The sequence below is a fragment of the Aestuariimicrobium kwangyangense DSM 21549 genome (genome assembly GCF_000421525.1).
GTDB classification, from domain to species: Bacteria; Actinomycetota; Actinomycetes; order Propionibacteriales; family Propionibacteriaceae; genus Aestuariimicrobium; species Aestuariimicrobium kwangyangense.
This window is the reverse complement of record NZ_ATXE01000001.1, coordinates 611,278-636,118: the sequence shown is the minus strand read 5'-3', so window position 1 is coordinate 636,118 and position 24,841 is coordinate 611,278. Positions and strand designations below refer to the sequence as shown.

20 protein-coding genes are annotated in these 24,841 nt (G+C 70.4%); 13 read left to right on the top strand and 7 right to left on the bottom strand.

The annotated features are described in order from the left end of the window. Positions 1-3 precede the first annotated feature (3 nt). A complete protein-coding gene (locus H507_RS0102795; RefSeq protein WP_022909206.1) occupies positions 4-543 on the bottom strand; it encodes a YbaK/EbsC family protein in 540 nt (179 codons plus the stop codon). Positions 544-712: 169 nt separating this feature from the next. Between H507_RS0102795 and H507_RS0102790 the strand changes: the two genes are divergently transcribed. The 9 genes from H507_RS0102790 to H507_RS0102750 all read left to right on the top strand — a co-directional run bounded on the left by H507_RS0102790 (position 713) and on the right by H507_RS0102750 (position 12,202). Then, positions 713-2,194, top strand: a complete 1,482-nt coding sequence (locus H507_RS0102790; RefSeq protein WP_022909205.1) for an MFS transporter — start codon at positions 713-715, stop codon at positions 2,192-2,194. Between the two features lie 2 nt (positions 2,195-2,196). Then, complete coding sequence (locus H507_RS0102785; protein ID WP_022909204.1) at positions 2,197-4,353, top strand: molybdopterin oxidoreductase family protein; 2,157 nt, start codon at positions 2,197-2,199, stop codon at positions 4,351-4,353. Next, positions 4,350-5,864 (top strand): FAD-dependent oxidoreductase, encoded by a 1,515-nt coding sequence (locus H507_RS18170; RefSeq protein ID WP_022909203.1) that lies wholly within the window; start codon positions 4,350-4,352, stop codon positions 5,862-5,864. Before H507_RS0102785 ends, H507_RS18170 begins: the two co-directional genes overlap by 4 nt. A 3-nt stretch (positions 5,865-5,867) precedes the next feature. Next, positions 5,868-8,438, top strand: a complete 2,571-nt coding sequence (gene nirB / locus H507_RS18165; RefSeq protein WP_022909202.1) for a nitrite reductase large subunit NirB — start codon at positions 5,868-5,870, stop codon at positions 8,436-8,438. Continuing rightward, on the top strand, positions 8,435-8,899 hold the full coding sequence (gene nirD / locus H507_RS14290) for a nitrite reductase small subunit NirD (RefSeq protein ID WP_022909201.1): 465 nt from the start codon (positions 8,435-8,437) through the stop codon (positions 8,897-8,899). Before nirB ends, nirD begins: the two co-directional genes overlap by 4 nt. Next, positions 8,896-9,354, top strand: a complete 459-nt coding sequence (locus H507_RS0102765; protein WP_022909200.1) for a precorrin-2 dehydrogenase/sirohydrochlorin ferrochelatase family protein — start codon at positions 8,896-8,898, stop codon at positions 9,352-9,354. Before nirD ends, H507_RS0102765 begins: the two co-directional genes overlap by 4 nt. 63 nt (positions 9,355-9,417) lie before the next feature. Then, entirely contained in the window at positions 9,418-10,530 is a 1,113-nt protein-coding gene (locus H507_RS0102760; protein WP_022909199.1) for a uroporphyrinogen-III synthase, read from the top strand. A gap of 39 nt (positions 10,531-10,569) precedes the next feature. Next, positions 10,570-10,815: a DUF6457 domain-containing protein gene (locus H507_RS0102755; RefSeq protein ID WP_022909198.1), complete on the top strand. Its 246-nt coding sequence runs from the start codon at positions 10,570-10,572 to the stop codon at positions 10,813-10,815. Positions 10,816-11,095: 280 nt separating this feature from the next. Beyond that, positions 11,096-12,202, top strand: a complete 1,107-nt coding sequence (locus H507_RS0102750) for a glycoside hydrolase family 172 protein (RefSeq protein WP_022909197.1) — start codon at positions 11,096-11,098, stop codon at positions 12,200-12,202. Between the two features lie 20 nt (positions 12,203-12,222). Here the strand turns inward: H507_RS0102750 and H507_RS0102745 are convergent, their stop codons facing one another. From H507_RS0102745 to H507_RS0102730, 4 genes are all read right to left on the bottom strand, one after another. Beyond that, positions 12,223-13,425, bottom strand: a complete 1,203-nt coding sequence (locus H507_RS0102745; protein ID WP_026377672.1) for an MFS transporter — start codon at positions 13,423-13,425, stop codon at positions 12,223-12,225. 107 nt (positions 13,426-13,532) lie between these two features. Then, positions 13,533-15,149, bottom strand: a complete 1,617-nt coding sequence (locus H507_RS0102740; RefSeq protein WP_157438862.1) for a molybdopterin-dependent oxidoreductase — start codon at positions 15,147-15,149, stop codon at positions 13,533-13,535. Positions 15,150-15,440: 291 nt separating this feature from the next. Beyond that, positions 15,441-16,376 carry a 1,4-dihydroxy-2-naphthoyl-CoA synthase gene (locus H507_RS0102735; protein WP_022909194.1) on the bottom strand — a complete coding sequence of 312 codons (936 nt, stop codon included), beginning with the start codon at positions 16,374-16,376 and terminating at the stop codon, positions 15,441-15,443. Positions 16,377-16,442: 66 nt separating this feature from the next. Continuing rightward, complete coding sequence (locus tag H507_RS0102730) at positions 16,443-19,469, bottom strand: glycine--tRNA ligase (protein WP_245558835.1); 3,027 nt, start codon at positions 19,467-19,469, stop codon at positions 16,443-16,445. 65 nt (positions 19,470-19,534) lie between these two features. On the opposite strand from H507_RS0102730, the gene H507_RS0102725 reads away from it, so the two are divergent. Then, complete coding sequence (locus tag H507_RS0102725) at positions 19,535-21,535, top strand: alpha-amylase family glycosyl hydrolase (protein WP_245558808.1); 2,001 nt, start codon at positions 19,535-19,537, stop codon at positions 21,533-21,535. 21 nt (positions 21,536-21,556) lie between these two features. On the opposite strand, the gene H507_RS0102720 is transcribed toward H507_RS0102725, so the two are convergent. Together H507_RS0102720 and H507_RS0102715 are read right to left on the bottom strand one after the other, a co-directional pair. Beyond that, positions 21,557-22,081, bottom strand: a complete 525-nt coding sequence (locus H507_RS0102720; protein ID WP_022909191.1) for a 2'-5' RNA ligase family protein — start codon at positions 22,079-22,081, stop codon at positions 21,557-21,559. Between the two features lie 67 nt (positions 22,082-22,148). Further along, entirely contained in the window at positions 22,149-22,781 is a 633-nt protein-coding gene (locus H507_RS0102715) for a helix-turn-helix transcriptional regulator (protein WP_022909190.1), read from the bottom strand. 102 nt (positions 22,782-22,883) lie between these two features. Here H507_RS0102715 and moaA point away from each other — a divergent pair, with 102 nt between their 5' ends. Genes moaA through mobA form a run of 3 tightly spaced genes read left to right on the top strand, consistent with a single transcriptional unit; the run spans position 22,884 to position 24,793 of the window. Continuing rightward, positions 22,884-23,909: a GTP 3',8-cyclase MoaA gene (gene moaA / locus H507_RS0102710; protein WP_022909189.1), complete on the top strand. Its 1,026-nt coding sequence runs from the start codon at positions 22,884-22,886 to the stop codon at positions 23,907-23,909. A gap of 23 nt (positions 23,910-23,932) precedes the next feature. After that, positions 23,933-24,187, top strand: coding sequence for a MoaD/ThiS family protein (locus H507_RS0102705; RefSeq protein ID WP_022909188.1), 255 nt, complete (start codon positions 23,933-23,935; stop codon positions 24,185-24,187). A gap of 3 nt (positions 24,188-24,190) precedes the next feature. Next, complete coding sequence (gene mobA / locus H507_RS14285; protein ID WP_022909187.1) at positions 24,191-24,793, top strand: molybdenum cofactor guanylyltransferase; 603 nt, start codon at positions 24,191-24,193, stop codon at positions 24,791-24,793. The last annotated feature ends 48 nt before the right edge of the window (positions 24,794-24,841 follow it).

Sequence of the window (24,841 nt, the reverse complement as noted above, 5' to 3'; positions counted from 1 at the left end):
GGATCAGCCTGCCAGTCCTTCGACCACCTCGGCACCAGGAAGGTGCTTGAGGGACGACCCGGGCACGAGCAACTTCGCCGCCCTGGTGCCGGCACCGATGCACACCCACGGCTGGGCGTCGACCGCTGCGTCGATCCAGATCGGCCACCCCGCCGGCAAGCCCACCGGGGTGATACCGCCGTACTCCATGCCCGACACCTCGGTGGCGTGCTCCATCGGGGCGAAGCTCGCCTTGCGCACGTCCAGCTTCTGCTTCACGGTGCGGTTGACGTCGACCCGCGTGGTGGCCAGGGCCAGGCAGGCGACGGTCCGTTCATCCCCCGCGCGTCTGCCGGTGACGATGACGCAGTTGGCGGCGGAGTCGGCGGGCAGGTTCAACGCGGCGTTCAGCGCCGCGGTGTCGGCCAGGGCCGGGTCGATCTCGAAGACCAACGCCTCCGGCAACCGCGCGATGGCCGCCGCCACCGGCTCGGCGAGCAGGTCGGGACGTCCGGAGGCGGGCACGGCACCGAGGACGGAGAAATGAGGGGGGAGGGCATCCATGGGCTCCACGGTAGAGGGGCCGCGGGCGGGGTCCCTCCGAGGACCTCACACCGGACGGCCCGGCGGCTGTGAGCAGGTGTTCGCGGGTGCGTCACATGCGGCTGATCGTCCGAAACATGGGCTCCCTAGCGTGGAACCACATCCCCGCTGATCACACCAGGAGTGCCCGATGACCACGCAGGACGTCACCACCAGCCCCCCCAGAGCCCACTCCAGCACCGAGGCCGACGCCAGCACCGAGGCCGCGGGTAGCGCCGGGACGCTCTCGGGCGAGATCGCCCCCGAGTCCCCCTCGCGGCTCGCCACCGGTCGCTGGATCGAGCACTGGGACCCCGAGAACCCCACCTTCTGGGCCTCCCACGGCAAGGCCGTGGCGCGGCGCAACCTCATCTTCTCGATCGTCGCCGAACACATCGGGTTCTCGGTGTGGATGCTGTGGTCGATCGTCGTCGTCACGATGTACGGCACCTACGACTCGGCCGGGACGTTGGTGGAGCCCGGCGTCAACGGTTGGGCGCTCACCGCCGGGCAGGGACTCACCCTGCTGGCGGTCGCCTCCGGGGTCGGAGCGGTGTTGCGGGTGCCCTACACGTTCATGGTTCCGATCTTCGGCGGACGCAACTGGACCGTCGTCTCGGCGCTGCTGCTGCTGGTTCCCACGCTCGGACTCTCCTGGGCCGTCAGCCACCCCGAGACCTCGTTCGGCGTGCTGGTGGCGATTGCGGCCACCGCGGGTCTGGGTGGGGGCAACTTCGCCTCGTCGATGGCCAACATCTCGTTCTTCTACCCCGACAGGCAGAAGGGCTGGGCACTGGGACTGAACGCGGCCGGGGGCAACATCGGGGTCGCCGTGGCACAGAAGGTGGTGCCGTTCGTCGTGGGACTGGGTGGGGTGGGACTGGCCGCCGCCGGGCTGGTGTACGCCCCACTGGCGATCGCTGCCGCCGTCTGCGCCTTCCTGCTGATGGACAACCTGCGTGAGGCGAAGGCCGACCCGGCGCCCACCCTGCGGGCCGTCCGTCACCCCCACGTGTGGCTGATGGCGCTGCTGTACATCGGCACCTTCGGATCATTCATCGGCTACTCGGCGGCCTTCCCCACCCTGTTGACCGTCGTCTTCCGGCGACCCGACCTCGCACTCGGCTGGGGCTTCGCCGGTGCCCTGGTGGGCTCACTGGCCCGTCCGTTCGGCGGCAGGTTGGCCGACCGGTTCGGCGGATCGATCATCACCCTCACCTCCTTCGTGCTGATGGCGGCCGCGGGCTGCATCGCGGTGGTGGGGGTGCGCACCCACAGCATCGGACTGTTCTTCGCCAGCTTCGTCGCCCTGTTCGCCGTGACCGGTGTCGGCAACGGCTCGACCTACCGCATGATCCCCGCCATCTTCGGACGGCTGCGGGCACTCGACCCCGACACCTCGTCCGAGGTCAGCCTCGAGTTAAAGCGGCAGAGCGCCGGTGCGGTCGGAATCATCTCGGCCGTCGGCGCCCTGGGCGGGTTCGCGATCCCCTTCGTCTACAAGTGGTCGCGGGAGAGCTTCGGCGGGTCGATCGTGCCGGCCCTGCAGGTCTACGTCGGTGTCTTCCTGGTGCTGGCCGCGCTCACCTGGCTGTTCTTCCTGCGACGCGGCACCCTGATGCGGAAGGTCTGACCGTGACCGCGCCCACGCCGCCCGGTGTCGCCACGCACTGCCCCTACTGCGCCCTGCAGTGCGCCCAGACCCTCACCCCCACCCCCGGCGACAGGTTGCCCGTCGAGGTGGACGGACGAGACTTCCCCACCAACCGGGGTGGGCTCTGCCAGAAGGGCTGGACCTCGGCCGAGGTGCTGCGGGCCAGCGACCGGATCACCACCCCGCTGCTGCGCACCGCCGACGGTGGTTTCCGCGAGGCCGACTGGGACGAGGCACTCGACCTGGTGGCCGATCGCCTCCGTCACCTGCGCCGTCAGCACGGCCCCGATGCGGTGGCGGTCTTCGGCGGCGGCGGACTCACCAACGAGAAGGTCTACGCCCTGGGCAAGTTCGCACGGGTGGTGTTGGGCACCCGGTTCATCGACTACAACGGCAGGTTCTGCATGTCATCGGCGGCCGCGGCATCCAATCGCGGTCTGGGCATGGACCGCGGTCTGCCCTTCCCGCTGACCGACCTCAACGGCGCGGACGCCGTGCTGCTGCTCGGTTCGAACGTGGCGGTCACCATGCCTCCCTTCGTGCAGCACCTGGCGGGGGTCAGGTCCCGCGGTGGGCTGGTGGTGGTCGACCCCCGCGAGTCCGCCACCGCCTCGCTCACGCGGGACGGCCAGGGGATCCACCTCGCTCCGGTACCCGGCAGTGACCTGGTGGTGCTGCTGGCCCTCACCCACGTGGTGCTGGCCGAGGGACTGGCCGATCAGGCATACCTGACCGGCCGGACCACCGGAATCGACGAGGTGGCCCGCTCGGTCGCCGAGTGGTGGCCCGAACGAGCCGAGTCGCTGTGTGGCGTGGCCGCGGACGACCTGCGGCGCACTGCCCGCCTGCTGGCGGCCGCCTCCCCGAACCGTGGCGGTGCGGGCGCGTACGTGCTCACCGGTCGTGGGGTTGAGCAGTTGACCCAGGGCACCGCCACCGTGCAGGCGGCCATCAACCTCTCACTGGCCCTGGGACTGGTCGGTCGTCCGGGGTCTGGGTTCGGACCCCTCACCGGGCAGGGCAACGGCCAAGGTGGCCGCGAGCACGGCCAGAAGTGCGACCAACTGCCCGGGTACCGCTCCATCAGCGACCCGGCCGCGAGGGCCCACGTCGCCGCCGTGTGGGGGGTCGACCCCGACACCCTGCCCGGCCCGGGAGTACCCGCCGTACGCCTGTTCGAACTGATCGGGGAACCCCGGGGCCCTCGGGCGCTGCTGGTGCACGGCAGCAATGTCATCGTCTCGGCGCCGAACGCCACCGCGGTCCGGGCGGCGTTGGGGCGGCTCGACCTGCTGGTCGTCGCCGACTTCGTGCCGTCGGAGACAGCGCTGCTCGCAGACGTGATCCTGCCGGTCACCCAGTGGGCCGAGGAGGAGGGCACCATGACCAACCTCGAGGGGCGGGTGCTCCGGCGGCGTGCCGCCGTCGATCCCCCCGCCGGCGCCCGTTCCGAACTGTGGCTGCTGCGCGAGCTCGCCCGCCGCCTGGGTGTCACCACGGGCTTCCCGGACGATCCCCGATCCATCTTCGAGGAACTGGCCCGGGCGTCCGCGGGTGGGGTCGCCGACTACTCGGGCATCACCTGGGAGCGACTCGATGCCGGCGAGCAGGTGCACTGGCCCTGCCCGGCCACCGGCGACGGGGAGGACGACCACCCCGGCACCCCGCGGGCCTTCCTGGAGCGCTTCCCCACCCCCGATGGGCGGGCGAGGATGATCGCCGTGCGGCATCACGGCCCGGCCGATGACGTGCGCGCCGACGCACCCCTGCACCTGGTCACCGGCCGCGTGCTGCAGCAGTACCAGTCGGGAGCACAGACCCGCCGGGTGGCCGAACTCAACGCCGCCCAACCCGGGCCCTTCGTCGAGGTGCACCCCGTGCTGGCCGACCGCCTCGGGCTCGTCGAGGGCGAGGACGCCGTGCTCACGACGCGTCGCGGCCAGGCGATCGCCGAGGTGCGGCTCAGCGACGGGATCCGCCCCGACACCGTCTTCATGCCCTTCCACTGGCCCGGTCTCGGCAGCGCGAACCGGCTCACCCAGGACGCCACCGACCCGATCAGCGGCATGCCCGAGTTCAAGGTGACCGCCGTCAGGATCGAACCCGCGGGCGCACCGGACGGGGTGATCAGCGCATGAGGGTCGTCGTCATCGGTCACGGCATGGTCGGGTCCCGATTCGCCGCCGACCTGGTCGAACAGCATCCGTCGGCGCACCTCACCGTGCTGGCCCGAGAGCCACATGCCCCCTACAACCGGGTGCTGTTGTCGAGTGTCGTCTCGGGACGCACCGACCCGTCGACTCTGGCGCTGCCCCAGGTCGAGTCCCAACGGGCCCGCGTGCTGACCGGGGTGCCTGCCGGCCGCATCGACCTCGACGGGCACACCGTCACCGACGCCAACGGCGAGGTGCACCCGTGGCACAGACTCGTCCTCGCCACGGGATCGCAGGCTCGCATCCCCGACATCCACGGCATCGCCAACCCCCGTGGCCTGCTGCCCGGCATCTGCGTGCTCAAGGACTTGGACGACGCCCACCGCATCATGGCGGCGCTGCCGAGGTCCCGGCAGGCCGTGGTGCTGGGTGCGGGCGTGCTCGGGCTCGAAGTGGCCACGGGGCTCGCCTCGCGGGGGCTGGGGGTGACCGTCGTGCACCACTCGGGTCGGGTGATGGAGCGCCAACTCGGGGCAGCCGCGGCGCAGGTCGCCACCTCGCGCCTCAGGGAACTGGGGGTGCGGGTGGTCACCAACACCTCTGTCGCCGCCGTCACCGACCGTCGCGGGGCGCTCACCGGCCTCACCCTGACCGACGGCACCCACCTACCGTGCGAGCTGCTGGTGATGTGCGCCGGCACGATCCCCGAGACCACCCTGGCCCGCAGCGCGGGACTGCCCTGCGACCGGGGCATCCTGGTCGGCGACGACCTCCGCTCACCCGCCGCCGATGACGTCTTCGCCATCGGCGACTGTGCTCAGCCGCCCGAGGGGGCGACCGGTCTGGTCGCCCAAGGGTGGCGGCAGTCGTCCCGGTTGGTCGAACTGCTCACCGGCCACCCCGCGACGGTCGCCCCGTCCGCCGGTGAACCGTCCGCCGGTGAACCGTCCGGCAGTGAAACGCCCGACCTGACCGACGTGGTGCGGGTGAAGGCCCCCGGCCTCGACCTGGTGACGATGGGCCTGTCGGGTCAGGTCGACCACGGCGAGCGCGAGGTGCGCACCGTCCGCCTCTCCGACCCTGCCATCGGACGTCACGTCGAGGTGGTGGTGAGCCAGGGACTGCTGGTGGGGGCCACCGTCGTCGGCGACCAGCAGTGCGCCTCGGAACTGTCGGCCCTCTACACCCGCATGCTGCCGGTGCCCCGCGACCCGGCCCACCTGATCGTCCGCCCGCTGGCCACCGTCCGGGCGAGTTCGGCCACCGCTGCCGACCTGACCGACGACGACACAGTCTGCCGCTGCAACAGCGTCACCAAGGCGCGCATCGTGCGCGCCGTCAACGAGGGCTGCACCACGGTCGACGGGGTCAGCCGGGCCACCCGCGCGAGCACCGGCTGCGGGGACTGCGCCCGGCTCGTGGGCGACATCATTCGCGACTGCCCGACGGGCAACGCCAACCGGATTCCCGCACTCGCGGGCCGATCGGAGGGATGAACCATGATCACAACCGAGAAGATCGTCGTGGTGGGGGGCGGCATGGTCGCCCACCGCTTCGTCGAGGCCCTGCGTTCCCGCGACACCGAGGGACGCTTCCACGTCACGGTGCTCGCCGAGGAGCCGCGCGCGCCCTACGACCGGGTGGCCCTCACCACCTATTTCACGGGACGCGACCCCAAGGAACTCTCCCTGGGGGACGCCGGGCTGTGGCACGACCCGCTGGTAAGCCTGCAGCGGGAGTCGCGGGTGGTCGCCATCGACCGGCAGGCGCGCACGGCCACCGACCGCCACGGACGGGTCTTCGCCTGGGACCACCTGGTGCTGGCGACCGGATCGTACGCGTGGACCCCGCCGATGGACGGGGCCACCCTGCCCGGCTGTTTCGTCTACCGCACCATCGACGACGTGGCCGCGCTCAATGCCTGGGTCGTGCAGCGCGCCGAGGAGCTGGGACGCCCCGTGCACGGGGCGGTGATCGGTGGCGGACTGCTCGGGCTGGAGGCCGCCGGAGCCCTCCAGGAGTTGGGGGCAACCTCGACGGTGATCCAGTTCGCCGACCGGTTGATGAACCTGCAGGTCGACGAGGGCGGCGGCAACGCGCTGGCCCGGCTGATCGAGAACCTCGGGGTGACGGTGCGCTGCAACACCGCCACCAAGGCCGTGCGGGCCGACGATCGTGGACGAGCCGCCCGCCTGACGTTCACCGACGGGGACGACCTCAAGGTCGACGTGGTCATCTTCGCCACCGGTGTGCGGCCGCGCGACGACCTCGCGCGAGCCGCGGGTCTGCCGATCGGCGAGCGCGGCGGCGTGGTGGTCGACGAGACCTGCCTCACGGCCGACCCGGGGATCTCCGCGATCGGTGAGGTGGCCTGCATCCAGGGCGCCTGCATCGGACTGGTGGGCCCCGGCTACACCATGGCCGAGATCACCGTGGACCGTCTGCTCGGTGGGCGCGCCACCTTCCCGGGGGCGGACACGGCGGCAAAGTTGAAGTTGCTGGGTGTCGACGTCGCCTCCTTCGGTGACGCCTTCGCCACCACCCCCGGGGCCCTGGAACTCGTCTACTCCGACCCCGTCGCCGGGGTCTACAAGAAGCTCGTGCTCACCGACGACGCCCGCACCCTGCTGGGTGGCATCCTGGTCGGGGACGCCTCGGCGTACTCGGCCCTGCGTCCGCTGGTCGGGTCGAACCTGGGCGTCGACCCCGCTGGCTGGCTGTTGCCCGAGGGAGCCGTGGAACGCCCGTCGGTCGAACTGCCCGACGCCGCGACGGTCTGCTCCTGCAACAACGTCACGGCGGGCACCATCCGTGAGGCGGTCTGCCAGCAACAGTGCACCGACCTGGCCGGCGTGAAGGCGTGCACCCGCGCCGGCACCTCGTGCGGGTCATGCCTGCCGCTGGTGAAGAAGATCATGGGCAACGAACTCGCCCGGGCGGGCATCCAGGTGTCGAACGCCTTGTGCGAACACTTCCCCCTCTCGCGGGCGCAGTTGTTCGAGGCGGTCCAGGTGGCCGGGTTGACGACCTTCTCGCAGATCCTGCAGCGATTCGGCAGCGGCCGTGGCTGCGACATCTGCAAGCCGACCGTCGCCTCGATCCTCGCCTCGTTGTGGAACGAGCACGTGCTGGCGGACGACCGGGCGGCCCTGCAGGACACCAATGACCGCGTGATGGCCAACATGCAGAAGGACGGCACCTACTCCGTGGTGCCGCGGGTGCCGGGCGGTGAGATCCTGCCGGAGCACCTGATCCTGATCGGCCAGATCGCCCAGGACCACGGGCTGTACACCAAGATCACCGGTGGCCAACGGATCGACCTGTTCGGTGCGCGCCTCGAACAGTTGCCGCAGATCTGGAAGCGGCTCGTTGATGCCGGCATGGAGTCGGGGCATGCCTACGGCAAATCCCTGCGCACCGTGAAGTCGTGCGTCGGCTCGACCTGGTGCCGATACGGGGTGCAGGACTCCGTCGGCATGGCCATCGCCCTGGAACTCCGCTACCGCGGACTCCGCAGCCCCCACAAGCTCAAGCTCGGCGTCTCCGGGTGCGCCCGGGAGTGCGCCGAGGCCCGCGGCAAGGACGTCGGCGTGATCGCCACCGACCGGGGCTGGAATGTCTACGTCGGCGGCAACGGTGGGTTCACCCCTCGGCATGCACAGCTGCTGGTCGAGGACGTGGACGACGAGACCCTGCTGCGGGTGATCGACCGGTACCTGATGTTCTACATCCGCACCGCCGACCGGCTGCAACGCACAGCGGCCTGGCAGGAGGAGCACGAGGGCGGTCTCGACGCCATCCGGGCGGTGATCATCGACGACTCCCTCGGCATCTGCGCCGACCTGGACGCCCACATGGCGCGCCACATCGACTCCTACGAGGACGAATGGAAGGCGGTGCTCAACGACCCCGAACGGCTGCGTCAGTTCACCAGTTTCATCAACGCCCCGGACCAACCGGACCCCACGCTGGCCTACGTCGAGCAGCGGGGCCAGCGTCGTCCGGCGACGACCGAGGAACGGGACCCCGCCGTGCTGATCGCCGGCTCAACCCTGGAGGTGCGTCGATGAACCCGACCGTGGACGTGGAGACCCCGGTCACCACCCTGGTGACCGTGTGCGAGTACGACCTGCTCACTCCCGAGTTGGGGGTGGCCGCCCTCGCCGGCGCCCTGCAGGTGGCGGTGTTCCGACTGGACGACGGCAGCGTGCACGCCGTGCAGAACCTGTGCCCGTTCTCGGGGGCCTCGGTGATGAGCCGGGGGATCACCGGGTCTCGGGGTGGGGAACCAACCGTCGCATCACCGCTGTACAAGCAGGTCTTCTCGCTGCTCGACGGGCGATGCCTCGCCGATCTCGACAAACAGCCACGCCCCGGACTCGGTCGTGACCTGGCGGTCTACCCAGTCACCCTCGACGGCGCTCGGGTGGTGGTCGAGGTTCCCCTCGATGCCGTCCTGGGAGGGCACGGGCTCCTGGGAAGTACCGGCCCGCTGGCGGGGCGTGCCCTTCCCGGGGACTCGCGACCATGATGCTCGAACTCGACCTCGCCGAGCGACGGGTGCTGGTGGTGGGCGGTGGACGGATCGCCACCCGACGGGTCGGCTGCCTTCTCGCCGACGGGGCGCGGATCACCGTCGTCTCGCCGCGGGTGTGCCCCGACCTGCAACGCCTGGTCGAGGAGGGAGTGGTCGCGCTCGTCCGGCGTGAGGTGTGCGAGGACGACCTGGACGGGGTGTGGTTCGTGGTGGCGGCCACAGACTCCCCCGAGGTCGACGAGCGGGTCGCCGGCTGGGCGGACGAGCGCCGGGCATGGTGCATCAACGGCTCCCGATCGGGGTCGGGATCGGCCAAGCAGGCCGCCAGCACCACCCACGGCCCGGTGACCGTGGGGGTGGTCTCGTCCGGTGCCCCTGACCCACGACGGAGCATGGCGATCCGCGATGCCATCGCCGACCTGTTCGGCTCGGGCTCGTTGCCTGCCTGAAACAGCAGTGAAACATCTCACGTCTAGCGTCGAAAGCGCTGGTCAGAGCGAGGGAGGGTCACCATGTCCGAGGAGGGCACAGCGCTGGTGGGGTGCACCGTCGTGATCACCGCCGACCGGCGCAAACGAGAACTGGCGTCGGCTCTCGAGCGACGCGGTGCCACCGTCGCCCACGCGCCGAGCCTGAGCACCATCCCCCACCTGGACGATGCCCAGCTGGTCTCACGCAGCCGCGAGTTGATCGCCCATCCCCCACAGGTGGTGGTCGCCACCACCGGTATCGGGTTCCGCGGGTGGATCGAGGCGGCGGACGCAGCCGGGCTCGCCGATGCCCTGATCGCGGCGATGCGCGGAGCCAGACTGGTCGCGCGCGGCCCCAAGGCACGGGGTGCCATCCAGGCCGCGGGGCTGGAGGCCGACTGGGTCGCCGAGTCGGAGACGGCCGCCGAACTGCGCGACCACCTGGTGGCCGAGGGGCTGGCCGGACTGCGGGTCGCCGTGCAGCACCACGGCAACGGCTCCGACGGACTGGACGAGGCCTTCACTGCGGTCGGCGCCGACGTCGTTCCCGTGGTCGTCTACGGCTGGGGCCCGCCTCCGGACCCCGACGCGCACCACCGGTGGATCGAGCGGGTCGCCGCCGGACGGGCCGATGCGGTGCTGTTCACCTCGGCCCCCGGTTCGCGGTCCTGGCTCGACACGGCCCGGTCGGCGGGCCTGGTCGATGCCATCCGGTCACGATCGGTGGCCGGTGACGTGCTGCTGGCAGCCGTCGGTCCCGTGACGGCCGCCCCGCTCCAGGAGGAGGGCCTCGAGGTGCACCACCCCGACCGGTGGAGGCTGGGCGCGCTGGTGCGGTGGGTGGTGCAGCACTACTCCGACCCCACCGCAGGTGTCCCGACCTCGGCGGGACGGCTGGTGATGAGGGCGAACGCCGCGGTGCTCGACGGGCAGGTGCTGCCCCTGTCACCGACGGGGCTCGATCTGCTGCGAACCCTGGCTGAGGCTCGCGGTGGCGTGCTCCCCCGCGAGCACCTGAGCGACCTCCTGCCCGGTGACCGGGCCGGTTCGCACGCCCTGGATGCTGCCATCAACCGGTTGCGGGAGTCAGCCGGGAACCGGGACATCGTCCGCACCGTGGTCAAGCGCGGGTACGCCCTGTCGGTGGTCCGGTGACAGCGTCGGTGGTGCGGTGACGGCGTCGGTGGTCCGGTGATGGCGACCGGTCAGGAATTGCAGTACTGGGCGACAGCCGTGTGCGCCGACCTGGGGATCGACCGCGGCTGCTGCGATGTCGACGGGGTGCTCGACCTGGCACGCGACGCGGCCCACGCCGTGATGCGACCCGCAGCCCCGCTGACGACCTTCCTGGTGGGGGTCGCGGTCGGGCGCGGGATGCCCGTCGACGAGGCGATCGCCCGGGCCACCCGACTCACCAGCGAGTGGGCCCAGGGCGCCTGAGGTGGCCCGCCGGGGGGTCGGGGCTCCGGGGACTTCCGGGTCCGGGGGCGCCCGGGCCGGAGGGGACTTCCGCGGCGTCGGGGACGTCCGGGCCGCGGCTCGGAGTCCTCGCCTGCCGGTGGTCTCGCGCCCGATTTCCACGCAAGATCAGGCAGGTGAGCGGCCTGCTCGTCACGCCACGTGACGACAAGGCCCCTCACGTGCCCCGATTCGCGCGGAACCTGCGCCAGATTTGCCGCGATAGCGCCCATCGGGCGTCGACCGGTGAAAGCGTCGAGTCATGACCTCGCACCCGTACTCGTTCAATGGTCTCGGTACTCACCTGGGGAACCTCGCGCTGCTCTCACCGGCCCAGACCCGATCCATCTCGGCCGAGAACCCGACCGGCGCCAAGGGAGCCGGCGGTCGCGCGACCGAGGGCACGGGCGCCGTCGTCGGACGAGAACTCGGGCAGGGCTGGAAGATCTCGCCATCCATCGACATCGGCGGTCACGAGACGGTGACATTGGCCGACATCGAGGGCCCGGGCTGCCTGCAGCACCTCTGGCTGACGGTGCACCCGAGTTGGTGGCGCCGCCTCGTGCTGCGCATGTACTGGGACGACGAGGACACCCCCTCGGTCGAGACCCCGCTGGGTGACTTCTTCGCCAACGGATGGTGCGAACGGGCGAATGTCGCGTCGATGCCGATCGCGGTGAACCCGGCGGGCGGGTTCAACTCCTACTGGCAGATGCCCTTCCGCCAGCGCGCCCGGATCACGATCGAGAACCTGGTCGGCGACGTCTGCCAGGGCTTCTACTACCAGGCGACCTACGCGCTGTCCTGGGTGCCGGACGATGCCGCGTACTTCCACGCCCAATGGCGTCGGTCGGCGCCACTCGGCCGTGGCGAGGTGCACACCCTGCTCGACGGGGTCAGCGGTCAGGGCCACTACGTCGGCACCTACCTGGCCTGGCAGGCCAACAACAACGGGTGGTGGGGCGAGGGCGAGATCAAGTTCCACCTCGACGGGGACGAGTGGCCGACCATCTGTGGCACCGGCACCGAGGACTACTTCGGCGGCGCGTGGAACTTCGAACAGCCGCAGGGCCAGTACGGCGTCTACTCCACGCCGTGGTTGGGACTGCACCAGGTGATCCAGCCCGATGGCCTCTACCGCATGAACCAGCGGTTCGGCATGTACCGCTGGCACGTGCCCGACCCGATCAGGTTCAGCTCCGACCTGAGGGTCACGATCCAGGCCCTTGGTTGGGGGTCGGAGCGCGACGGCGAGGGACGCTACCTCCCCCTGCGCGACGACATCGCCTCAACGGCCTTCTGGTACCAGTCCGAGCCGCACGCCCCCTTCCCCGGGTTGGGCGGCGTCGACCACCTCGAGGTGGTCTAGGCCTGCGGGCCACCAAGGACTCACCACTGGGCCGGCCGGGGGATCGTCCGCACGGCTCGGGAGGACGCCGTCATCACCGTGGCCAGGACCATCACCGCGACGAACACACCGATGGTGAGACCGGCGCTCCTGGAGTGCAACAGCAACCCGGCCAACCCGGGAGCGAGAGACCCCAGTCCCATCGACACGACGCCCAGCACCGACTGCATGCGCCCCTGCAGTTCGACCGGGGTTCGCCCGAACAGGTACCCCAGCGCGGAAGCGTTGAGGGCTGGGACGACGAAGCTCACCGCCGTGACCACGGCGATCAGCACGGGGTAGGTCTGCCAGACGACTGCGGGCACGAACAGCAGCGTGTCGACACCGATCGCACCGATCACCAGCACCCCGGTGGGCAGGCGGCTGACGAGGCGGGCGGCGAACAGTGAGCCGATCAGTGCCGCGACGGCCGAGGCCGCGTCGAGGATGCCCACCTCGAAGGGAGTGTGGCCGTTGGCCAGCAGCACCAGGTTGAAGGTGAACAAGGCGCCGCCGAACCCGAAGTTGGTGAGGATCGCGATCAGTGAGATGTCGATGATCACCCGTTGGCCACGCATCCATCGCAGACCTTCGAGCAGGTCGTGCAGCACCGATTTCGGTTCACGGGTGGGGGGCGCGAGATCGGTGGTCACGCGGGAGATGGTGATCCCCTGGATCAGGTGCGCCACGGCAGTGCCGGCGAACGGCAGCCAGGTCGTGAGCCCCAGCAGCAGGCCGCCCAAGGGTCCGGCCGCCAGTCGGATGCCCGCGTCGCGCCCTTGGTTGACGGCCATGGCGCCGGGGAAGTCCTCCACGTCGACCACGCTGCGCAGGGCGGCATCGGTGGCCGATCCGAACAGGGCGGCGAGCACGGCTCCGACCACGGCGGCCGCGAAGACGATGGGCCAGGTCAGCAGACCCGCGATCCCCAGCCCGGTGACGCTGCCCCAGATCACGACGCACCCCAGCGCGTACAGGCGGACGAGTCGTCCGCGGTCGTACCGGTCGACGATCACCCCGCCGGGCAGGGAGACGATGGTGGTGATGACGGCTGCCGAGGTGCCAACCGCGCCCGCCCACACCGGCGACCCGCTCAGCAGGTAGACGACCAGGGGCACGGCGAAACCGCGAAGTGAGCCTCCGACCACGCCGGAGGAGTCGGAGACCAGCCACCACCGGTAAGTACCCGACCTGAGGGATGACACGCCGTCACTGTAGGGGTACCGGGGGGCGCACGGGAGGTGGTTGCAGCCCTGCCGTCAGTGCCGCGTGCCCGTGAGGGTCCAGCGCGCAGCTGCCCACCCCAAGGTGATCAGCCGACCACCACGTCGACACTGTGGAGGCCGGTTGCCCCGTCGGGCGCTGGGGGCGCCTGGTCCTCGGTCTGCCAAGCCCCGGTGGCGTCCTGCGCGCGGCACTGCAGCAGGTGCCTGCCCCGGGTGGACGGCCACGTCCAGTGCCACTGCCGCCACGTGTCGGCGGAGGTCACCTCGGCCAGGGTGGCTGGCTGCCAAGGCCCTTCGTCCACTCTCACCTCGACGGCGCGAACCCCGGTGTGTTGGGCCCACGCGACGCCTGCCACGACCACGTCCCCCGAGGGCACCGTGCCGCTGTTGACGGGGACATCGATGCGAGAGGCCAGCTTGATGGGGCCCTTGGCGGACCAGCCCAGCGGCGTCCAGTACCCCTGGTCGGCCGCGAAGGAGGTCACCTTCAACTCGACCACCCACTTGGTCGCCGAGACGTAGCCGTAGAGACCGGGGACGACCATCCGCACGGGGTAGCCGTGCTCACGAGGCAGCGGTTTGCCGTTCATGCCGACGGCGAGGAGCGCCTGGCGGTGGGGGTCGGTGAGGGCCTCCAACGGGGTGCCAGCGGTCCACCCGTCGGCCGACCGCGAGAGCACCATGTCGGCACCAGGGAGGGGCTCGGCCTCGGCCAGCAGTTCGCGCACCGGCAGGCCCAGCCACACGGCGTTCCCGGCGAGGTTGCCGCCGACCTCGTTCGACACGCAGGTCAGGGTGGTCACGTGCTCCACGAGACCGCGCGACAGCAGGGTGGCGTAGTCGATGGTGACGGGCTTGCGCACCTGGCCGACGATCGAGAGCGTCCACTTCGTGGCGGAGACGCGGGGAACCACCAGGGCTGTGTCGATGCGGTAGAAGTCCTTGGCCGGGGTCACGTAGGGACTGAGCCCGGCGATGCCCAACTCTGCGCCGGCGGGTACGGCCTCGGTCGCTGAGGGGGTCGGCAGTGGGGGCAGTCCGGCGTCGGAGCCCGCTCCCACGCGGGCGTCGATCACGCGCTCGGCACCGACTCCGACCACGGCAGCGGTGGTCGCTCCCCCGAGCAGGGTCAAGAACCGGCGGCGTGCCTCGGTGTCGGGAGTGCCGTCGGCGAAGGTGCGTGAGTGCGCTCTCTCGACCAGGGCCGACAGCAGCGGTACCGCCACCACCAGTGCCACCAGGGTGGGGACGAGCGAGGACGGGAAGGAGGCAGCCGGGTCGGTTGAAGCCGCGAGCAGGGACAGCGCGGCCAAGGGGGCGATCACGACCCAGCCGAGGTGTCTTCGTCTGGCCGCCAGGAGACCGGCCAGGGCGCCGAGGGCCAGCGCGACCAAGGTGACGATCACGAGCAACACGGGCTTGTCGGCGTGGCCGAGTGTCTCCTTGCCCCAGTTGACGAGCGGGGCTGGCATCAGGTCGATCAGCCGATTCCCGATGGCGGTCACGGGCGCCGACCCGGGACCGGTCGCCTGCGCGACCAGCGCGGCCGCGGCCAACCCCGTTCCGGTCGCCACCACGCCGCACAACCCCGCCAGCCGCGGCGAGGTGGCCGGACGAGGCGGCGGTGTCCTGGCCTGTTTCGGCGGCGGCTGATGGCCGGACGGATCAGCGGCAGCGTCCGCAGGGCTGGTGACGGAGTTCACATCCCCATCGTCCCCTCGTCGCGGGCAGGAACCAAGGGCGGACGGGGGCGGTTGCCCTCGTCCGGCGCAGTTGCCCGCGACCGGCGCATTTGCCCGCGTACGGGGGCGGTTGCCCACGTTCGGCGCAGTTGCCCATGGACAGGGAGAGGGCAGGTGCTCCGAAGGCGGGCAGGTGGGACGCAACGCGGGCAGGTGGGACCACCAATCTCGAGCACGAGCGACCCGAGTTCCCCCGGTTGAGTGGGGAGCGAAGCGACCGTGTCGAAACCGCGAGCGGCGCCCGATCGCCCGTCAGTAGTAGTACGGGAAGGCCGACCAGTCCGGCGGACGCTTCTCCAGGAACGAGTCCCGCCCCTCCACCGCCTCGTCCGTCATGTACGCCAACCGCGTGGTCTCCCCCGCGAACACCTGCTGCCCGATCAGCCCGTCATCGATGGCGTTGAACGCGAACTTCAACATCCGCTGGGCAGTCGGCGACTTGCCGCACACCTTCGCCGCCCACTCCAGACCGACCGTCTCGAGGCCGTCGTGCGGCACCACCTTGTTGACCGTGCCCATCTCGTAGGCCCGCTGCGCGTCGTAGGTCTCACCCAGGAAGAAGATCTCGCGAGCGACCTTCTGCCCCACCTGCCGCGCGAGGTACGCCGAGCCGAACCCGGCATCGAACGAGCCGACATCGGCATCGGTCTGCTTGAAGCGGGCGTGCTCGGCCGAGGCAAGGGTCAGGTCGCAGACCACGTGCAGCGAGTGACCGCCACCGGCGGCCCATCCGTTGACGAGCGCGATCACCACCTTCGGCATGAACCGGATCAACCGCTGCACCTCGAGGATGTGCAGCCGTCCTCCCTCGGCGGCCGCTCGCCTGGCGTCGACGGTCGAGGCGGTCTCACCCTCGGCGTACTGGTAACCGGATCGTCCGCGAATGCGCTGGTCACCACCGGAGCAGAAGGCCCACCCGCCATCCTTCTCGGACGGCCCGTTGCCGGTCAGCAGCACGCAGCCCACATCGGCCGAACGGCGGGCGTGGTCGAGGGCGCGGTACAGCTCGTCCACGGTGTGCGGACGAAAGGCGTTGCGCACCTCGGGCCGGTCGATGGCGATCCTGACCGCCGGCACCCGCTTGGCGCGGTGGTAGGTGATGTCGGTGAAGGCGGCGCCCCCGTCGACCTGGTCGCCGGTGATCTCGTCCCACAGGTCGGGGTTGAAGGGCTGGGATGGTTTCGACACGCTCGTTCCTCGCTACTCAACCGACGTTGGCCGGATCATTCCTCGCTGCTCAACCGACGATCGGACTCAGTTCTGACCCAGGGCCAGATCGAGAGAGCGCCAGTCGATGCCGGCCGGGGCCGACGCGAGCACCGAGGCCAAGAGCCCCAGCCGGGCTGCCCGCACCGCGGGGTCCTCGGCCATCACCAGGATCTGGTCGAAGAAGGCCTGCGTCTTGGCGACCAGATCGGACGACCCGTCCACGAACGAGCCGAACTCCCCGTGACCGACCGAATGACCGACCACCGAAGCCAGGTCCCTCTCGGCAGGCTCCGACAGCGCCGACTCGTCGTAATCAGCGGCCACGCCGGCCGGCAGGATCCGTCCGATGCGCACCAGAGCGGCGACGAGACCACGCAGGTGATCCGAGCCCAGCCGCGACTGCACCTGCGACAACAAAGCCTGCGCGACCCCGGGAGCCTCCGCCGCGGGCTGCACGGCGCCCACCAGATCGGCTGACACCCCTTCGTCCCGCAACAACTGGGCGTACCTGGCGACGGTGAACTCGACGGCTGCCTCGACGGCGTCGTCCGCCACCTCGACCCCCTGCGAGCGCACCCGGGCGACCGCGTCGACGATGCCGTCGCGCACGGTGATGGCGGCCAGTTCGGGCTTCTCGCGCAGGATGCGCACCACACCGAGGGCAGCCCGGCGCAGACCGAACTGGTCGGACGAGCCCGTGGGCTTGGCGCCCAGGGCGAAGAGCCCAGCGAGCAGGTCGAACCGGTCGGCCAGGGCCAACAAAGCCCCGGGCACCGAGGCGGGCACGGCGTCGGCGGAGGTGTGCGGCTGCTCCATCTCGTAGAGGGCGTCGGCAACGGCCTGGGACTCGCCCAGCCGGACCGCGTACTCACGGGCCACGAACCCGGCCAGGGAGCTCATCTCGACGACCATCTGGCTCGACAGGTCGAACTTCGCCAACTGCCCCGCACGCTCGAGCGTGGCCCGGTCGTCACCGTTCAGGCCCACCCGGTCGGCGAGCTTGCCGGCCACGTCGGCGATGCGGCGGGCGCGCAGCCCGACGGAGCCGAGCCGGTCCTCGAAGGTCAGTTGCTCGAGCCCGGGCACGAACTCGTCGGCCCTGGTCGCCTTGAGGTCGGAGTTCCAGAAGAACTGGGCGTCCTCGTAGCGGGCGCGCACCACCGAAGCGTTGCCGGCTGCCACGAGGTCGTCGTCGCAGGTGCCGTTGGCCATGGTCACGAAGTGCGGCAGCAGGGCACCGTCGGGTCCGTTGACGGGCAGGTAGCGCTGGTGCTTGCGCATCACGGTGGTCAGGATGCGCGCGGGCAGGTCGAGGTACTTCTGCTCGAACGCACCGAGCACCCCGTGGGGTTCCTCGACCAGGTTGGTGATCTCGTCGATCAGGGAGGCCTCGGCCTCGACGTCGATGGTCCCCCCGACGCTCGAGGCGAGCCGCTGGGCCTGCTCGACCACGGAGGCGCGGCGCTCGTCCGAACTCAGCACGATGCCGTTCGCCGCCAGGGCCGGCAGTAGGTCGTCCGCCCGTTCGAGGGCCAGTTCGCCGCGCACCCGGCCATCGCTGTGGCCGGTCACCTCGCGCTGCAGTCGGGTCGTACGTCCCGCGACGACGGACGACACCCGCGCCGGCACGACGGCCGGTCCCCACAGGGCGACCAGCCAGCGGATGGCGCGGGAGTAGGACAACTTGGGATCGTTCCAGCGCATGTTCTTCTCGGCGCGAAGCCCCGGCAGCAGGCCCTCGACGATCGCGGCCAACACCTCGAGCGCCGGACGTCCCTCCTGGCTGGAGCGGACGGCGACGTGCTCGGTGCCGTTGAAGTCGGCCTTCTCGACCTGGTCGATGCTCACCCCCTGCCCGCGCAGGAAGCCCTGGAGCGGCTTGGTGGGGTTGCCGTCGCCGTCGAAGGCGGCTGACCACTTGGGGCCCTTGCGCAGCAGTTCGGCATCGGGTTCGTGGGCCGCAACGGCGTCGACGACGGCGACCAACCGACGGGGAGTGCCGTCCACCCGGATCTCGCCGTGCTCGAGGCGAGTGCCGGCGAGGGCCTGGGTGAGTGCCCCACGGACCGCAGCCACCTGGGCGGGCACCTCGTGCGGGGGCAGTTCCTCCAGGCCGATCTCGAGGACGAAGGTCTGGGCCTCGGTGGGCAGGCTGGCGGGATCGGTCGCCTCGGGAGCGGCTGGCTCCTGCTCGGCTTCTCGCATCAGCGGGAAACCCAGTTCCTGGCGACGTTCGATCCACAGATTGGCGGTGTCGCGCATCAGGCGGCGCATGGTGGCGAAGGCCTTGGCGCGTTCCGTGGTCGAGATGGCTCCGCGGGCGTCGAGCACGTTGAACGCATGCGAGCTCTTCAGGATGTAGTTGTGGGCCGGCACGGGCAGCCGGGCCTCGACCATGCGGGTCGCCTCACCCACGTAGGTCTCGTAGAGGGTGCGGTTCGCCTCGACGTCGGCGTCGTCGAGGTAGTAGCGGCTCATCTCGTACTCCTGCTGGCCGTAGGCCTCGCCGTAGGTGACGATGCGGCCATCGGCTGCGGTGGCGTAGGCGATGTCCTTGAAGTGGGTCACCCCCTGCAGGTTCATCAGGATGCGCTCGATGCCATAGGTCAGCTCGACCGGGATCGGGTCGAGGTTCACCCCGCCCACCTGCTGGAAGTAGGTGAACTGGGTGATCTCCATGCCGTCGAGCCACACCTCCCAGCCCAGCCCCCACGCCCCGATGGCGGGCTGACGCCAGTTGTCCTCGACGAAGCGGACGTCGTGCTTCGACAGGTCGATGCCGATGGCCTCGAGCGAGCCGAGGTACAGCTCCTGGGGGTCACCCGGCTCAGGCTTCAGGATCACCTGGAACTGGGTGTGCGTCTGCAGACGGTTCGGGTTCTCCCCGTAGCGGGAGTCGTCCGGACGCACCGAGGGCTCCACGTAGGCGACGTCCCACGGTTCCGGTCCAAGCACCCTCAACACGGTGGCGGGGTTCATGGTTCCCGCACCCACCTCGGTGTTGAACGGCTGCCAGATCAGGCAGCCACGCGAGGTCCAGTACTCGGACAGCTTGGTCAGGGCGTCTTGCATGGTCAGCACCGGGCCAGCCTAGTGCTGCGGCCGGGCGCCTACCGACCGGCCGATACTGTGGCCCCATGAACAATGTGTGGTCCCGCATTCGCGACTCCATCTCGGGACGGAAGACGGAGGTCACCTTGCCCACTTCGACGCCTTTCCCGTCGGACAACGACGACGCCCGGTGGGACGACGCCGAGGTGACCCCGGCCGGTGCCCCCCGGCGCGCGAACCAGACCACCGTCGTCCCTGCCGACACCGATGACGAACCGGACGAGGCACCCTCCGTCCCCGCCCGACGCAGCGAGCCCGAGGTGCAGACCGGGATGGGCGCCATCGTCCACGACGGAGGGGTGGCCTTCCGCGTGTGGGCACCCAACGCCCAGAGCGTCACCGTGGTGGGTCAGTTCAACGACTGGGACAAGGACGCCCACCCGCTCGACCACGAACAGGACGGGTACTGGTACACCGACGTGCCCGGCGCCAAGGCCGGCCAGGAGTACCAGTTCGTGCTCCGCAACGGCGACCAGGAACTGTGGAGGATCGACCCGTACGCATACGAGGTCACGAACTCGGTCGGCAACGGCGTCATCGTCGACCACTCGAGCTTCGACTGGCAGGGCGACACCTTCGAGACCCCCCACCTGAACAACCTGGTCATCTACGAGATGCACGTGGGCTCGTTCGCCCAGGGACCCGACGGCACCGGTGACCTGCAGGCCGTCACCAAGCAGCTCGACCACCTCGACCGGCTCGGCATCAACTGCATCGAGTTGATGCCCCTGATGGAGTTCGCCGGCGACCAGTCCTGGGGCTACAACCCCGCCCACATCTTCGCCGTCGAGTCGAGCTACGGCGGCCCCAACGCCCTCAAGGTCTTCGTCCGCGAGGCGCACAAGCGCGGCATCTCGGTGCTGGTCGACGTGGTCTACAACCACTTCGGACCCTCCGACCTCGACCTGTGGCAGTTCGACGGGTGGAGCGAGAACGACAAGGGCGGCATCTACTTCTTCAACGACTGGCGCTCGGAGACCCCGTGGGGCGACACCCGCCCCGACTACGGACGACCGGAGGTGCGCCAGTTCCTGCGCGACAACGCGCTGATGTGGCTGAGGGACTACCACCTGCAGGGCCTGCGCTTCGACATGACCCCGTACATGCGTTCGGTCTCCGGCTTCGACCGGGCGATCCCCGAGGGTTGGGACGTCTGCCGGTTCATCAATGACGAGGTTCGCCGCCTGCACCCGGGCGCCATCACCATCGCCGAGGACCTGCACGGCGAGGCCGACGTGACCTCCATCGAGGACGGCGGCGCCGGCTTCCATTCGCAGTGGGACCAGCACTTCGTGCACCCCGTGCGCGCCCAGCTCACCACCTTGGACGACAACTCCCGTTCGATCGCCGCCGTCGCCAACGCGGTCACCTTCAGCTACGGCGACGCCTACGAGCGGACCATCTACACCGAGAGCCACGACGAGGTCGCCAACGGCAAGGCCCGGGTGAACCAGGAGGTCGATCCCGACGATCCGCAGGGCTGGTTCGCCACCAAGCGGTCAACCCTCGGGGCGGCCCTCACCCTGACCAGCCCGGGCGTGCCCATGCTGTTCCAGGGGCAGGAGTTCCTGCAGGGTGGTTGGTTCTCCGACGACATCCCGCTCGACTGGGACCTGCTCGACGATTTCGTCGGCATCGCTCGCCTCTACCGCGACCTGGTTCGGCTGCGGCTCAACGCGCACGGCACCTCACTGGGTCTGATGGGCCAGCACACGGCTGTGATGCACGCCAACGACGAGAACAAGGTGTTCGCCTATCACCGGTCCATGAACGGTGGTCCCGGCGATGACGTGGTGGTCGTGGTGAACCTGCGCAACCACGCGTGGGACGAGTACCGCATCGGCTTCCCCGCCGCCGGCGAGTGGAAGTTGCTGCTCAACTCCGATGCCAAGATCTACTCCGACACGTTCGGTGACCAGCCGGCCACCGACGTGACGGCCGACGACTCCGTCGACCAGGACGGCCAGCCGGCGTCGGCGGCCATCTCGATCGGCGCCTACTCGGTGCTGGTGTTCGGACGGGCCTGAGCGCCCGCTGCACCGGTTGACTCAGCCGAGCGGCCAGGTGCGCAACACCCTCACCTCGTGGGCGCGGTACCAGACCAGGTCCACCCGATCGGGTCGCCACGGTCGCCCCATCAGGTGCGCCACCTCCGCCGCCACGGACGACTCGCTGACCTGCTCCGAGAGGGCATCGAGGGTGATGTGCGGGGTGGGCGTGAACGTGCCGCCGTAGGCGGGCCAGTCGGGGAAGGCGGCGACCAGTTCGTCCGTCATGCGGCGGAACGGGTCGAGCGGCTCGGGGACGACGTGCACCACCCCGTTGGGGAAGGTCGCCACCCGGTCGAGTCCCACCTCGAACCTGTCATGCCTGCTGCAGATCGACTCCACCGCGGCCGACTGCGCAGAACTCAACTCGGCCGGTACCGGACCCAGCAGGGTGACATGGGCGTGCACGTGCCGCGGATCGGACGAGACCAAGCTGGCGTCGTAGTGCCGGTAGCGCGCCCGCACCCATGACTCAAGCGGCGGGCACGGCACCTGCAACACCGCATGCCCGGGCCACTCATTCACGGGTCAACCCTGACAGACCGAACAGCACGGAGCCGAACCTCACGGGCAACCTCAACGGGCCCGACCCTCAGAGGGCGGGGACGTCCTCGACCCGGGCCAGGCACTCCCGCTCCCCCACGTGGAGGGTGGCCAGCCGATCCCGGCTGCCGCGTCGCTCGAGCACCCCGTCGATGAACCCGCGGTGCAGGGCACAGGCGGCAGGCAACTGGGACCCGTCCAGCACCTCACGGAACGGGCACTTGACGAAGGTGACCAGCCGATCGCCCGCCAGGGCCGAGAACCCGCGTTCACCGAAGATGCGAGCCACGGCCGTGAGGTCGTCTCCCGAGTCGACCTGCGGCTCTGCTCCTCGTCCCCAGGCACGGCCCGCTTCGACCAACCGCTGCTCCGATCCGTCCAGCGGGAGCACGAAGGCGTCGATCAGCACCTGTGCGAGTTCGACCAGATGGGTCTGCCCCAGCGTGGGAGCGTCGGCGGTGGCGGCGTAGACGGCGGGGGGACGACCATGCGCACCGCTGGGCTGAACGGCCCGATGGAGGAACCCGGCGGCCACCAGTTCTTCGAGGTGGTTGCGGGCCGAGTTGGTGTGCAGGTCGAGGACGCTGGCCACCCAGGACACTCCCACGGGCGACCCAGCGGACTGCACCACGCGCAGCACCTCGCTGCGGGTTGCCCCGAGGGGGGCACGCTCACCGGTCACGGGCACATTGTGCCACTCGCACCCCGCGGGGCCGTCCCTGGGGCGGCCTCTCGGCGCCCGGGCCATTGTGGTGACCGGGGGGCGTCCGCGTAGTCTCGCCCCATGCAACTGGGCGATCGCCACGGCCGGGTGGCCACGGACCTGAGGGTCTCGCTGACCGACCGCTGCAACCTGCGCTGCACCTACTGCATGCCCGCCGATGGCCTGCCGTGGCTGCCCAGCGAGGAGGCACTCACCGACGCCGAGGTGGTACGCGTCCTGACGGTCGCCGTCGAACGTCTGGGAATCACCAAGCTGCGATTCACCGGCGGCGAGCCCCTGCTCAGGCCAGGACTTGCCCGCATCATCGCCGCCTCGAAGGAACTGCGAACCGCCGACGGCCGACCCCCCGAGACCTCGCTGACCACCAACGGACTGGGTCTCGACAAGCGGCTGGACGACCTGGTGGCCGCGGGCCTCGACCGGGTCAACATCTCCCTCGACTCCCTCGACCGCGCCACCTACGCCCGGCTCAGTCGACGCGACCGCCTGCCCGACGTGCTCACCGCGATCGACGCGGTGATCGCCTCACCGCTTCGTCCGATCAAGATCAACGCGGTCATCATGCGCGGCGAGAACGAACAGGCGATCGCCCCGTTGGCCCAGTTCTGCCTCGAGCGCGGCCTGCAGCTGCGCTTCATCGAACAGATGCCCCTGGGTCCGCGCCACGAATGGGTGCGCTCCGCGATGGTCACCCAGGCCGAGATCCTCGACGTGCTCCACCAGCACCACACCCTGACCCCCGTCGACGAGCCACGCGGCCATGCCCCGGCCGAACTGTGGCGGGTCGAGCCCGACACCCGCCCGGGCATCGCGCACGCCGGGGGAACCATCGGGGTGATCGCCTCGGTGACCCACCCCTTCTGCGCGGCCTGCGACCGCTCCCGCATCACCGCCGACGGGCAGGTGCGCACCTGCCTGTTCAGCCGCACCGAGACCGACTTGAGGACGATCCTGCGCTCGGGAGGATCCGACGACGACCTGGCCGCGGCGTGGGTCGGCGCCCACGCCTCCAAGCCCGCCGGCCACGGCATCGATGAGCCCACCTTCCTGCCCCCGTTGCGTACCATGAGCGCCATCGGCGGCTGACGCCGCCCGAGCCCAGGAGGACCATGCTGATCCGCTTCTTCGCCGGTGCCGCCGAGGCTGCCGGCACCGAGGAGACCCGCTTGCTGGCCGACGACCTCACGGTGACGGGGCTGCTCAGCGAACTGCCCGCCCACCTGCCCGACCACGACCCCGAACGACTCGCCAAGGTGCTGCGCGTGAGCAGTCTGCTGGCCGACGGGGTGAGGGTGGACGACCCGTCCCTCTCGTTGCGCGGGGTGGCCCAACTCGACGTGCTGCCGCCCTTCGCCGGGGGCTGACAGATGGCCCCGGTCGACCGCTCCACCACCGCGGCGATCATCCTGGCCGGGGGCACCTCGCAACGGATGGGCACCGACAAACTGGCCCTCACCCTCGAGGGCCGAAGCCTGCTGCAGCGCGCGGTTGACGCCGCCCAGCGGGTGAGCGATCAGGTCCTGGTGGCGGGGCCGTCCCGCGAAGGGTTGGGGCGGTCGGTCGGTTTCGTCGCCGAGGACCCTCCCCTGGGCGGACCCCTGGCCGGTCTGGCTGCGGCGCTCGCTGTCCTGCCGCCAAAGGTCGACCAGGTGCTGGTACTGGCCGCAGACCTGGCCCATCCTGACGAGACCGTCGACCTGCTGACCGACCCTCTGCCCAACCCCGGTGAGCCGCCTCTCGACGGTGCGGCCCTTGTCGATGCGGAGGGATTCACGCAGTTCCTCGCGGCGCGCTACCTGCGGCGACCGCTCGCGGCCCTGGTCGGGACCCCGGAGCATGCCCGCAACCGCGGCGTGCACCGGGCACTGCAGCCACTGCGCCTCAGGCTGATTCCCGCCCCGACGAGCGCGGTCGCCGATCTCGACACGCCCGAGCAGGCTCGTGAGGCAGGGGTCTACGACACGTTGTAGGAATTTACCCCCTCCGCCGGTGGAAACCTGAGCGGGCATGCTTGAATC